Below are 12,012 nucleotides of genomic sequence, written 5' to 3'. Positions count from 1 at the left end.
TTTAGGGTTTGTCTGATAGCGCCATAAAGTTCGAGTATTCATGCTGACATTTAGACACGTGCACATTGATGACGGCGTTTTTTGCAAATACCGACGCTCGCATGTAACAAAACCCTCACACAACATTGACGCTTTTTAACTTCTTGATGATAGTGTTATTCAAATGCGCCGCTATAATGCAACCTGTGCAGAGGTCAGCCCGGTATCACAATCGGGATTGGAGCTCACCAGGCGATGCCCGTCGCATGCATCACAGGTCACACGTACTCGCTTAAAAGATCTGCCCTTTGGCCGCCTTTCAAACTTGAATGGTTCTACCGTTCAATTTGAAACACCCCGAGGACGCCTTTCAGGCATGACACTGCACAATCAATAAACTCAACTCATCTCAATTAGGTAGCACTGTGACGAAAGACGAACTGCGCGCGGAACTTGAGCGCCAGGAACAACGTTACAAGGACGTTTACGGCGGGGAAGTCACCACCTACGCCGCGCAGCCTGAGCCGGAGCGCAAACCATGGCGCAAGCGCGCCAGTTTGCTGGATCAGGCATTTGCCCAGGAAATCCAAAAGATTGAACAGGAACTCAAAGCCGAAGAGCCCTAAGCACTTCGATCAGAGTCTCCAGGGTCTTGCTGTCTCTGCCGGCCTACCACCGGCGGAGGGCACCTCGCATTGACACGAGACTGGTCAGCGTCCTGCTGCGATCAGCGAAATTTCATACAAATGTTTCAGACATGACGTTTGCATGACAAAACGCCGTCTTTTCGACCCGGCACTTTATAAATCAAAGACTTGCCAAACCCCCGAAAACCCTGGGATGCGCCGCTTTCGCCGATATTTTTTCAATGAAGATTGTTACCGATGAGCAGCTAATGCATCGATTACTGAGGTTTTCTGGCATAATCGCGCCCCCTTACGACCGGGTCAGAAAACCTTCATGATCGATTTATTCAGCGGACTGGATGCTTGGGTTCTAGTGAGCCTGTTGCTCGCCCTTGCCTTTGTCCTCGCCTTCGAGTTCATCAATGGCTTTCATGACACCGCTAACGCGGTGGCCACAGTCATCTATACCAAAGCCATGCCGCCGCACCTGGCCGTGTTCTTCTCCGGGGTGTTCAACTTCCTCGGCGTGTTGCTCGGTGGTGTCGGTGTCGCCTACGCCATCGTGCACTTGCTGCCGGTGGAGTTGCTGATCAATGTGAATACCGGCCATGGCCTGGCCATGGTCTTCTCGTTATTGGCAGCGGCGATCACCTGGAACCTGGGCACCTGGTACTTCGGTATCCCGGCCTCCAGCTCCCACACCCTGATCGGCTCGATCCTCGGTGTCGGCCTGGCCAATGCCCTGATCAACGATATCCCCCTGGCTGACGGTGTGAACTGGCAGAAAGCGGTCGATATCGGTGCCTCCCTGGTGTTCTCGCCGATGGCTGGCTTCCTCGTCGCGGCCCTGGTGCTGCTCGGCCTGAAGTGGTGGCGCCCGCTGTCGAAAATGCACAAGACCCCGGACCAGCGCCGCAAGCTTGACGACAAGAAGCACCCGCCGTTCTGGAACCGCCTGGTGCTGGTGATTTCCGCAATGGCCGTGAGCTTCGTGCACGGTTCCAACGATGGTCAGAAAGGGATCGGCCTGATCATGCTGGTGTTGATCGGTATCGTGCCGGCGCAGTTCGTACTCGACCTGGGCAGCACCACCTACCAGATCGAACGGACTCGCGACGCCACCGTGCATTTGAGCCAGTTCTACCAGCGTAACAACGCCACGCTCGGCGAGTTCCTGGCACTGGGTAAAAGTGTGAAGGACGACCTGCCGGGCAAGTTTCAGTGCAACCCGCAACAGACTGAGCCAACCATCAGCGCGCTGATGGAGACGCTAAAAGGTGTGTCCGACTACCATTCGTTGACCTCCGACCACCGGATTGAAGTGCGCCGCTACCTGCTGTGCCTCGACGACACCGCGAAGAAAGTCGGCAAGCTGCCGGGCCTGGATGCGCGTGAGAAGTCCGACCTCGACAAGCTGCGCAAAGACCTGACCGCCACCACCGAGTACGCGCCGTTCTGGGTGATCCTTGCGGTGGCACTGGCCTTGGGCCTGGGCACCATGGTGGGCTGGAAACGTGTGGTGCTGACCATCGGTGAGAAGATCGGCAAGCAGGGCATGACCTATGCCCAGGGCATGTCGGCGCAGATCACCACGGCGAGCATGATTGGCCTGGCCAACATCTTCAGCCTGCCGGTTTCCACGACTCACGTACTGTCTTCCGGCGTTGCCGGCACCATGGTTGCCAATAAAAGCGGCCTGCAAGGCGGCACGGTGAAGACCATTCTGATGGCTTGGGTGTTGACCTTGCCGGCAACCGTAGGCCTGTCAGCCGGGTTGTTCTGGCTAGCGTCAAAGGCGCTGGGTAGTTGATAGCGAACCGTTGAAAAAGAAGGTGCGACCTCAATGAGGACCGCACCTTTTTTTATGCCGTCTATTAATGAGTACGACTAAATTCGACGCAAAAAAAAGGGCGACCGAAGTCGCCCAAAATGCCTTGCGTGCTCATGTAATCCGGAAAGACTTAGGGTTCTTTACGCTTATTCGCGTCTTTCCAGATAAAAATTCCAAACCCTACAAAAAACAGCACCATGAGGCCGACAGTCAGCACCCCGGCAAACACCACATTATCGAAAAACATGACCGGCCTCCTGCTCATGCCCTGTTGCGATAGGGCTAAGTTAATAGAGAAGGCGGATTGGAAAATTGACCGGGATCAATGTCGCCCGCGACGGGGCTTAAAGAAGGGTAATAACTGACCTGCATCAACAGATGCAGGTTGTTTCAACGCTTTTTCGGCTTGTTCTTGGGCTTTTTCTTAACTTTGCCAAGCGGCATCGCCTGCTCAAATGCCTGGCGAACTTCATTCAGGCGCTTGTCATTCAAGTCATGCACACGTTTGGCGCGTTCGGCATTCAGGTCGATCAGTTTGTCGTCTTCACTCATGGCGGGGCTTACGTCGTGGCGGGAAGGGCTCAATAATGCGGCCTCTCCCGCTCGACGGCAAATGCCAGGGTAAAAATCCTCGTACTTCCCCTCTGCTGGCGCTTATTTATCACGCTCAAACGTAATGATGGAACGTGTAGTCCCCGGCCAATTCGGCATTTGGCGCCACGGCGTCAGCACTTCCAACGTGTCGCCCCGGACCTGAAAATCGCGGCATTGCACCGTCCCCACCCATTCCGGATTCCAGGCAGAATCAACCTCTGTGCACCATTGATTGCCCTCGACCCGCTCAATACCGGTATAAGCCACCAGCGTGTTCAACAGCACTGATTTTTCTGCGTCCGTAGAGCCGGCTTTTCTTCCCTCACCGGTCAACACGAAAGCCACTCGATGATCTGCGGTAAAAATAACGCGCCCGGAAGGACGGCTGCCCATCGCCGGGATTTTCTCACGGGTATCCTGGGACTCGACCTGATAGCCGACCAGCTTCCAGGCCCCAACCAGCGGTGACTCATTCGCTGCTGCGGCCGCGCAAAGGCCCATTGAAATAGCCAACCCGATCACATTTGCCTTTATAGGGTTTTTCATCGCTCTACCGTCTCAAAAAAAGACACAGAGCTTTGCGCACAGCTGCCCGGGGGGATGTAAGACATATCCCCAAACTACGACAGATGAATCTGCGGGCGACAAAAGGAAGCACATCGCCCAAAATCGACACTTTCCCCACTTACCTGTAGGCGCACTCAGTTGGCACTGCACAATGACCTTCCGCCGCTGCTGGCCCTGCGCGCTTTTGAGGCGGTGGCGCGGCACTTGAGTTTTATCAAGGCCGCGAATGAGTTGTCGGTAACCCAGAGCGCACTCAGCCACCAAGTGCAAAAGCTCGAACAGCACCTGGGCAAACCGCTGTTTATCCGACGCACCCGTGCGATCGATCTGACCGCCGATGGCCAACGTTACTACGACGTAATCCGCCCCGCCCTCGACGCCATTGCCGCCGCCACCCGCACCCAACGAGTGGCGCCCCGCGCCACGGTGTTGCGTGTCGGCCTGCTGGCATCATTCGCCACCCTGTGGCTGGCACCGCGCCTGGCCGGGTTTTTCAACCGCTACCCGCATATCCAGGTGGAGTTGCTGCCGGCGATTCAATTAGCCAACGTCGCCGCCGCCGAGGTCGACCTGGCCATCCGTTATGGCAAGGGCGATTGGCCTGATGTGCAAACCACCCGGCTGATGCCTGAAGTGATCTCACCCGTGTGCAGCCCGGCCTTCAAGGCCAACCAGCTGGCCAACGGCGCGCTGTTGATGGCCACCTCGCACCGCCCCTTCGAGTGGACGGATTGGTCCGCGCATTTCCAAGTCGACCTCAAGCACCATCCGCGCGTGATGTTGCACGACTACAACATCGTGGTCGAAGCCGCCGTGGCCGGCCAGGGCATCGCCATGGGCCGTCACCGCCTGATCGAGCGCAAGCTGGCGGACGGCAGCCTGGTGGAAGCCTTTGAATGGCCGCCCTATCACAGCGAAATCGGCTACTGGCTGATAACCCCCCAAGGCCCCACCAGCGAAGCGGCCGAGTGCTTCAGCCAATGGCTGAAGGAAACCTGCGCCGACGCGTGAGTTATTTCGATACGTCGAGTGAGATCTATCCGTTTGTCGCCCATCGCCACAGCCAACATGCTGAAACCTCCCACCCCAAGAGGATTCAACATGACCGACTCCATCCGTCAACGCGTGCAAGCCCTTGGCCTGACGCTGCCAACGCCCAGCCAGCCGGCGGCCAATTACATCAATCATGTGGTCAGCCAGAATCAGCTGTTCATTTCCGGGCAAATCCCCATGATCGATGGCAAACCCGCCTACGTCGGTCGGCTGGGCGAATCCCTCAGCGATGAAGAAGGCGCCCAGGCGGCAGAACTGGCGGCGCTGGGCCTGTTGGGCCAACTGAGCGATGCGCTGGGTGATGACCTTTCGCGCACGGTGCGTATCTTGCGCCTGGGGGTGTTCATTGCGAGCAGCGGCGACTTCCTGCGCCAAAGCGTGGTGGCCAACGGCGCCTCGAACCTGCTGGTCAACGCCCTCGGCGACAAGGGCCGGCATGTGCGTACTGCCGTAGGTGTTTCCAGCCTGCCGGCGGGCGTGGCGGTGGAGGTTGATGCGATCTTCGAGCTGCAACCGTGAGCCCGCTCGAAGTCCAGCAACTGCGCGACGACACGCCCGGCTGCCAGTCGGGCATTGTGCATTTCAACCACGCCGGTGCCTCGCTGCCCAGCCAGGCCACCCTCGACGCGATCATCGACCAATTACAGCGCGAAGCCCGCGACGGCCCGATGGAGGCCGGCGAGCATGGCGCCGTCCTGATCGAAAAAGCCCGGCGTGCGGCCGGGCAACTGCTCAATGCGCCCACGGCCTCGATTGCCTTTGCCAGCAGTGGCTCGACCGCCTGGAGCATGGCGTTCCAGGCCTTGGGCCCCTGGAAACCAGGCGAACGCATTCTGGTCGGCCGCCATGAATGGGGCGGCAACCTGGCGAGTATGCAACGGGCAGTGCAGTCCGGCGCCCAGGTGGACGTCATTCCTTGCGATGCAACCGGCGCGGTCTGCCCGGTGGCGCTGGAGTCGATGATCGATGCCAGCGTCAAGCTGATCGATTTGACCTGGCTACCGGCTAACGGCGGCCTGATCAACCCCGCCCAGGCGATCGGGGAAGTGGCCAAGCGCCACGGCATCGCCTATTTCATCGACGCCGGCCAAGCCGTGGGGCAACTGCCGGTAGACGTGCAGGCGCTGCATTGCGATGTGCTCAAGTCAGCCGGGCGCAAACACCTGCGCGGGCCACGCGGTACGGCGCTGATGTATGTACGGCCGGACTTCCTACAGCGCCTGAATCCGGCCCAGCGCGATGTGTTTTCAGCCCCCTGGACCGTCGACGGTTTCCACCTGCGCAACGACGCCCGGCGCTTTGAAACCAGCGAAGTGTCCTACGCCTTACTGGCGGGTTTAGGCAATGCATTACAGGAGGTCAATCGACTGGGCGTAGAGAGGACGTGGGAAACGGTCTTGCAGATCAGCGGGCAAATCCGGGAAGCCTTGCGTCAGATTCCGGGAATTTCCCTGCACGACTTGGGCGTCAACCACTCAGGACTGATCGCCTTTAACCTGGCTGGCTGGGATGCCTTCGAACTCAAACGACGCTTGGGGCTGAAGCGCATCAATATCGGCGCCAATGGCGTGGCCTACACCCCACTGGACATGCAGGCACGTGGCCTGACCAGTATCGCGAGGGTGTCCGTCAGCCCGCTCAACACCGAGCACGACATCGAACGACTGCTCGCGGCGCTGTATGAGTTGCGCGATTAAACCTCGACGTCCACCCACAAACCCTGGCGCGGCGCATCTTCGATCAGCGGCACCACCGGCACGGTATTGTCGGCATTCAATACATCGCCGGGGATCGCCAGGTGCTCCTCAGGGTCTTCGTCGGCTTCACGCCGACGCTTCTGCTGTTCCTGCTGGCGGCGTTGTTCTTCACGCAACAACAGCGTCGACTGCTCGGCGTCGCCCTTCTTCAGGTCGATCGTGCTTTCATTGGAGCCCGGCTGTACTGGCACCACAGGCGGGATATCCGGCTTCTGGCGCACCGGGTCAAGTTGCGATGTGACCGGCACAACACTCAAAGGCAGCATGGGTGGCAGCATGGGTTTTAGTCTCCTGTTCAGCAGACTGTCGGCTGCGAGGGTGGCGACTTGAGCCCCAAGCCGCCAACTTGTGAACCAATCGTCATCTATAGGGCCAACCTAACACCCTTTTTCTTGCCGCTTGTAGCTTAAAGCTCGAAGCTGCACCTAATCCTTTTGGTCTGGAAGCCGTGTTCCGTTAGAATAGTCGGCTTTTTCACGGCGGGAGTCAGGCAGCATGGCGCAGCAGTATCAACCGGGGCAACGCTGGATTAGTGACAGCGAAGCAGAGCTGGGGTTAGGCACCGTTCTGGCACAGGACGGCCGCTTGTTGACCGTGCTCTATCCGGCCACTGGCGACACTCGTCAGTATGCGCTACGGAATGCGCCCCTCACTCGTGTGAGGTTTTCGCCGGGTGACTCCATCACCCATTTCGAAGGCTGGAAAATGACCGTACAGGAAGTCGACGACGTCGACGGCCTGCTGGTCTACCACGGCCTCAATGGGCAGAACGAGCAGGTCACCCTGCCGGAAACCCAACTGTCCAACTTCATCCAGTTCCGCCTGGCCAGCGACCGTCTGTTCGCCGGGCAGATCGACCCGTTGGCCTGGTTCTCGCTGCGCTACCACACGCTGGAACACACCAGCCGCCAGTTGCAATCCTCGCTGTGGGGCCTGGGCGGCGTGCGTGCGCAACCTATTGCTCACCAACTGCACATCGCCCGTGAAGTCGCCGACCGTATCGCGCCACGGGTATTGCTGGCGGACGAAGTGGGCCTGGGTAAAACCATCGAAGCCGGCCTGGTGATTCATCGCCAGTTGCTGTCGGGCCGCGCCAACCGCGTGCTGATCCTGGTCCCGGAAAACCTGCAGCATCAGTGGCTGGTGGAAATGCGCCGCCGCTTCAACCTGCAGGTTGCACTGTTCGACGAAGAACGCTTTATCGAAAGCGATGCCGCCAACCCGTTCGAAGACACCCAGCTTGCGCTGGTGGCGCTGGAGTGGCTGGTTGACGACGAGAAGGCCCAGGACGCGCTGTTCGCGGCCGGCTGGGACTTGCTGGTGGTCGACGAAGCGCACCACCTGGTGTGGCACGAAGAGAAAGCCAGCCCTGAGTACTCGCTGGTCGAGCAACTGGCCGAAGTCATTCCCGGCGTTCTGCTGCTGACCGCCACCCCGGAGCAACTGGGCCAGGACAGCCACTTCGCGCGCCTGCGCCTGCTGGACCCGAACCGCTTCCACGACCTGCACGCCTTCCGCGCCGAAAGCGAGAACTATCGCCCGGTGGCCGAGGCCGTGCAGGAGCTGCTGGACAAGGGCCGCCTGTCGCCGACCGCACACAAGACTATCCAGGGTTTCCTCGGTGACGAAGGTGAAGCGCTGCTCACCGCCGTCAACGATGGCGACACCGAAGCCAGCGCACGCCTGGTGCGTGAGTTGCTCGACCGCCACGGCACCGGCCGCGTGCTGTTCCGTAATACCCGTGCCGCCGTGCAAGGGTTCCCGGAGCGCAAGCTGCACGCCTACCCGCTGCCGAACCCGGACGAATACCTCGAGTTGCCGCTGGGCGAACACGCCGAGTTGTACCCGGAAGTCAGCTTCCAGTCGCAGCCGGACGTTGAGGAAGAAAACCGCTGGTGGCGCTTCGACCCGCGCGTCGAGTGGCTGATCGACCAGCTGAAAATGCTCAAACGCACCAAAGTGCTGGTGATCTGCGCCCACGCCGAAACCGCCATGGACCTGGAAGACGCCCTGCGCGTGCGTTCCGGCATCCCGGCCACGGTGTTCCACGAGGGCATGAACATCCTCGAACGTGACCGCGCTGCCGCTTACTTTGCCGATGAAGAATTTGGCGCCCAGGTGCTGATCTGCTCCGAAATCGGCAGTGAAGGCCGCAACTTCCAGTTCTCCCACCACCTGGTGCTGTTCGACCTGCCGTCCCACCCTGACCTGCTGGAACAGCGGATCGGCCGTCTGGACCGAATCGGCCAGAAGCATGTGATCGAACTGCACGTGCCATACCTGGAAACCAGCCCGCAAGAGCGTCTGTTCCAGTGGTACCACGAGGCGCTGAACGCGTTCCTCAATACCTGCCCGACCGGTAACGCCTTGCAGCATCAGTTCGGCCCACGCCTGCTGCCGCTGCTGGAAAACGCCGACGACGGCGAGTGGCAAGCCCTGATCGACGAAGCCCGTGCCGAACGCGAGCGCCTGGAGCAAGAGCTGCACACCGGTCGCGACCGCTTGCTGGAGCTCAACTCCGGCGGTGCGGGTGAAGGCGATGCACTGGTGGAAGACATCCTTGAGCAAGACGATCAGTTCGCCCTGCCGATCTACATGGAAACCCTGTTCGACGCGTTCGGCATCGACAGCGAAGACCATTCGGAAAACGCACTGATCCTCAAGCCCAGCGAAAAAATGCTCGACGCCAGCTTCCCGCTGGGTGACGACGAAGGTGTGACCATCACCTACGACCGCAACCAGGCGCTGTCGCGCGAAGACATGCAGTTCATCACCTGGGAACACCCAATGGTGCAGGGCGGCATGGACCTGGTGCTGTCCGGTTCCATGGGCAACACCGCCGTGGCGCTGATCAAGAACAAGGCGCTCAAGCCGGGCACCGTGTTGCTGGAACTGCTCTACGTCAGTGAAGTGGTTGCGCCGCGCTCGCTGCAACTGGGCCGCTACCTGCCACCAGCCGCCTTGCGCAGCCTGCTGGATGCCAATGGCAATGACTTGTCCGGCCGCGTGTCGTTTGAAACCCTGAACGACCAACTGGAAAGCGTGCCACGCGCCAGCGCCAACAAGTTCGTGCAGGCCCAGCGCGATCAGCTGACGCCGCGCATCAACGCCGGCGAAGAAAAGATCACCCCGCGCCACGCCGAGCGTGTGGCCGAGGCGAAGCGCCGCCTGGCAGCGGATACCGACGAAGAGCTGGCGCGCCTGACCGCGCTGCAAGCGGTCAACCCGACCGTACGCGACAGCGAACTGGTTGCCCTGCGCCAGCAACGCGAGCAAGGCCTGGCCATGCTCGACAAAGCGGCGCTGCGACTGGAAGCGATTCGGGTGTTGGTGGCGGGTTGATGACCGCCCTGCCCTGCTAAAAAGAAGGCCCGCGCAATGCGGGCCTTTTTTGTTTGTTTTGAGGGCCTCATCGCAGGCAAGCCAGCTCCCACATTTGGAATGCATTCCCCTGTGGGAGCTGGCTTGCCTGCGATAGAGTCACCTCGGTCTCACGCCGTAGCCGCAGCAGCCGGCACCTCCACCGCCCCCAGCCCATCCTTCATCCGCTTGGCATCACGCACAAAACTGCGCGACGCCTGGAACAGAAACAGCATGGTCAAGAACAGCGCCACCGGAATCAGGTACATGGCGTCGTGCAAGCCCACAGCCTTATAAGCCTCAGTCATCTGCGCAGCCCCATCGGCATACATCGCCGAATGAGCAAAGTGATCAGAAAGCCCGCCCACCACCACCGGCCCCATGCCACCACCCAGCAAATACAACCCGGCAAAGAACAACGCCATCGCCGTGGCGCGCAGGCGCGGTTCGACCACGTCCTGAATCGCCGTGTACACGCAGGTGTAGAAGTTATAAGCGAACAACCAGCCCACACTGAACAGCGCCACAAACACACCAATCTCGATGCGCCCGGCATGCAAGGCCCAGGCGGTGGTGACGGTGGAGATGATCAGGCTGCACGCCGCGAACAGCAGTCGGCCATTGGCCACGCGCTGATGGATCTTGTCGGCAATCCAGCCGCCCAGCGTCAGGCCCACCAAGCCGGTCAAGCCGACGATCACCCCGGTGGCAACCGCGGCGTCCTGCAATGGCATCAGGAAGTAGCGCTGCAGCATTGGCACCAGGAACGAGTTGCACGCATAGGTGGCGAAGTTGAAACACAGCCCGGCCAACACCAGCCAGAGGAAGGTCGGCACTGCCAGCACGCGGCGGATCGGACGGTCGACGCGTTCCTGGGAGACCTGCACGGTTTCTGCGGCGCCGCGTTTGGGCTCTTTGATATAGAACATGAATACCGCCAGGATCATTCCCGGCACGGCGGCGATAAAGAACGGCGCGCGCCAGCTGTCGAACGCCTTGACCATCGCGCCAATGGTGAAGAATGCCAGCAGCAGCCCTAAAGGCAGGCCCAGCATGAAAATGCCCATGGCCCGGGCGCGCCGGTGGGCGGGAAACAGGTCGCCAATCAGCGAGTTGGCCGCCGGTGCATAGCTGGCTTCGCCAATGCCGATGCCCATGCGCACCAGCAGGAAGGTCCAGAAACTGCCGACCATGCCGTTGATCGCCGTCAACCCGCTCCAGGCGAACAGGCCCCAGCCCATCAGTTTGCTGCGTGAGCCCGTATCGGCCATGCGTCCCAGCGGCAGGCCGGCGATGGCGTAGACAATGGTGAAGGCAGTGCCGATGATTCCGAGCTGAAAGTCGCTCAGGTGCCACTCCATGCGGATCGGCTCGATGATGATGGCGGGAATAGTGCGATCGAAGAAATTGAACAGGTTGGCGAGGAACAGCAGGAACAGAATGCGCCAGGCATTCGCCGCTTGGGTCGAGTTCTGCATGGGTCCGTCTCTTTTATTGTTATGAGAGCTGCGATGCCCGATGCATCCTGCTCAGGTATCTGCAACATAGTCAGGCAGGCGGCCGTTGTCTGTAATGATTCGTAAAGCTGATAGGGCGTAATTTCGCTCGGACCTTCACCCGGAACTGCGGGGGTTTTCCTACGAAAATATAAGTGCTCACCCCCCTTCCCAACCGCCATGGCAAGATTAGAATGGCGAGCCTTCCTGTAACACCCCATCCTACTTTTCTTATCGATGACGCCCATGTCCGAAGCCAGTCCGTGTCTGAGTTGCGGTGCCTGCTGTTCATACTTTCGTGTGTCTTTCTTCTGGGGAGAGTGCGCCTCATCGGGGGGCACGGTGCCCGATGATTTGGTGGTTCAGATCAATCCCACACGCGTGGCGATGATCGGTACCGACCAGAAACCCGCGCGTTGCTGCAGCCTTGAAGGGGAAGTCGGCAAAGGCACCCGCTGCACAATCTATGAGCAACGGTCGAGCCCCTGCCGCGAGTTCGACGCGTCGTGGAGCCAGGGCGAGCAAAACGTCGACTGCGATTCAGCACGTGCCGCCTTTGGCTTGCCGCCATTGGAAGCGCCTTTCGAGCTGGAACTGCCCATCAGCGCTTAGCAGCAAACGCTATGACCGGCATGCCAAAATCATTGTAGTCAAAGTGCCATTATCCCTGGCAATTCCCGCGAGGCTTCTATACTGGAGTTCATAGGCCATTGCTCAAGGCAATGACGTACTGACTTTGACGGGACATG

The 12,012-nt window shown here is 59.8% G+C and carries 12 protein-coding genes; 7 read left to right on the top strand and 5 right to left on the bottom strand.

From position 1 onward, the window contains the following. Positions 1 to 404 precede the first annotated feature (404 nt). A complete protein-coding gene (locus A7J50_RS07505) occupies positions 405 to 605 on the top strand; it encodes a hypothetical protein (RefSeq protein WP_003172389.1) in 201 nt (66 codons plus the stop codon). A gap of 334 nt (positions 606 to 939) precedes the next feature. Further along, positions 940 to 2,415, top strand: coding sequence for an inorganic phosphate transporter (locus A7J50_RS07500; RefSeq protein ID WP_064451224.1), 1,476 nt, complete (start codon positions 940 to 942; stop codon positions 2,413 to 2,415). Positions 2,416 to 2,566: 151 nt separating this feature from the next. On the opposite strand, the gene ccoM is transcribed toward A7J50_RS07500, so the two are convergent. From ccoM to A7J50_RS07495, 3 genes are all read right to left on the bottom strand, one after another. Further along, positions 2,567 to 2,683, bottom strand: coding sequence for a cytochrome c oxidase subunit CcoM (gene ccoM / locus A7J50_RS32150; protein ID WP_301280094.1), 117 nt, complete (start codon positions 2,681 to 2,683; stop codon positions 2,567 to 2,569). 143 nt (positions 2,684 to 2,826) lie between these two features. Next, complete coding sequence (locus tag A7J50_RS31565; RefSeq protein WP_017137225.1) at positions 2,827 to 2,988, bottom strand: hypothetical protein; 162 nt, start codon at positions 2,986 to 2,988, stop codon at positions 2,827 to 2,829. Positions 2,989 to 3,090: 102 nt separating this feature from the next. Next, positions 3,091 to 3,576, bottom strand: a complete 486-nt coding sequence (locus A7J50_RS07495) for a lipocalin-like domain-containing protein (protein WP_064451223.1) — start codon at positions 3,574 to 3,576, stop codon at positions 3,091 to 3,093. A 159-nt stretch (positions 3,577 to 3,735) separates the two neighbouring features. On the opposite strand from A7J50_RS07495, the gene A7J50_RS07490 reads away from it, so the two are divergent. The 3 genes from A7J50_RS07490 (at position 3,736) to A7J50_RS07480 (ending at position 6,347) form a co-directional block, all read left to right on the top strand. After that, the gene (locus A7J50_RS07490) at positions 3,736 to 4,608 is read left to right on the top strand and encodes a LysR substrate-binding domain-containing protein (protein WP_064451222.1); all 873 of its coding nucleotides are present in this window, start codon (positions 3,736 to 3,738) and stop codon (positions 4,606 to 4,608) included. 90 nt (positions 4,609 to 4,698) lie between these two features. Then, the gene (locus A7J50_RS07485; RefSeq protein WP_064451221.1) at positions 4,699 to 5,169 is read left to right on the top strand and encodes a RidA family protein; all 471 of its coding nucleotides are present in this window, start codon (positions 4,699 to 4,701) and stop codon (positions 5,167 to 5,169) included. Further along, positions 5,166 to 6,347 carry an aminotransferase class V-fold PLP-dependent enzyme gene (locus A7J50_RS07480; RefSeq protein WP_064451220.1) on the top strand — a complete coding sequence of 394 codons (1,182 nt, stop codon included), beginning with the start codon at positions 5,166 to 5,168 and terminating at the stop codon, positions 6,345 to 6,347. The genes A7J50_RS07485 and A7J50_RS07480 overlap by 4 nt, the downstream gene beginning before the upstream one ends. Here the strand turns inward: A7J50_RS07480 and A7J50_RS07475 are convergent. Beyond that, a complete protein-coding gene (locus tag A7J50_RS07475) occupies positions 6,344 to 6,685 on the bottom strand; it encodes a hypothetical protein (protein ID WP_064451219.1) in 342 nt (113 codons plus the stop codon). The two genes, A7J50_RS07480 and A7J50_RS07475, sit on opposite strands and share 4 nt — an antisense overlap. Positions 6,686 to 6,902: 217 nt before the next feature. On the opposite strand from A7J50_RS07475, the gene rapA reads away from it, so the two are divergent. Continuing rightward, entirely contained in the window at positions 6,903 to 9,749 is a 2,847-nt protein-coding gene (gene rapA / locus A7J50_RS07470; protein ID WP_064451218.1) for an RNA polymerase-associated protein RapA, read from the top strand. Positions 9,750 to 9,898: 149 nt separating this feature from the next. Here rapA and A7J50_RS07465 read toward each other — a convergent pair whose 3' ends face one another. Then, positions 9,899 to 11,245, bottom strand: a complete 1,347-nt coding sequence (locus A7J50_RS07465; protein WP_064451217.1) for a spinster family MFS transporter — start codon at positions 11,243 to 11,245, stop codon at positions 9,899 to 9,901. 264 nt (positions 11,246 to 11,509) lie between these two features. Here A7J50_RS07465 and A7J50_RS07460 point away from each other — a divergent pair, with 264 nt between their 5' ends. Continuing rightward, a complete protein-coding gene (locus tag A7J50_RS07460) occupies positions 11,510 to 11,875 on the top strand; it encodes a YkgJ family cysteine cluster protein (RefSeq protein WP_064451216.1) in 366 nt (121 codons plus the stop codon). The last annotated feature ends 137 nt before the right edge of the window (positions 11,876 to 12,012 follow it).

The sequence above is a fragment of the Pseudomonas antarctica genome (assembly GCF_001647715.1).
In the GTDB taxonomy this organism is placed as follows: Bacteria; Pseudomonadota; Gammaproteobacteria; order Pseudomonadales; family Pseudomonadaceae; genus Aquipseudomonas; species Aquipseudomonas antarctica_A.
This window is presented reverse-complemented; position numbering and strand designations above follow the sequence as displayed.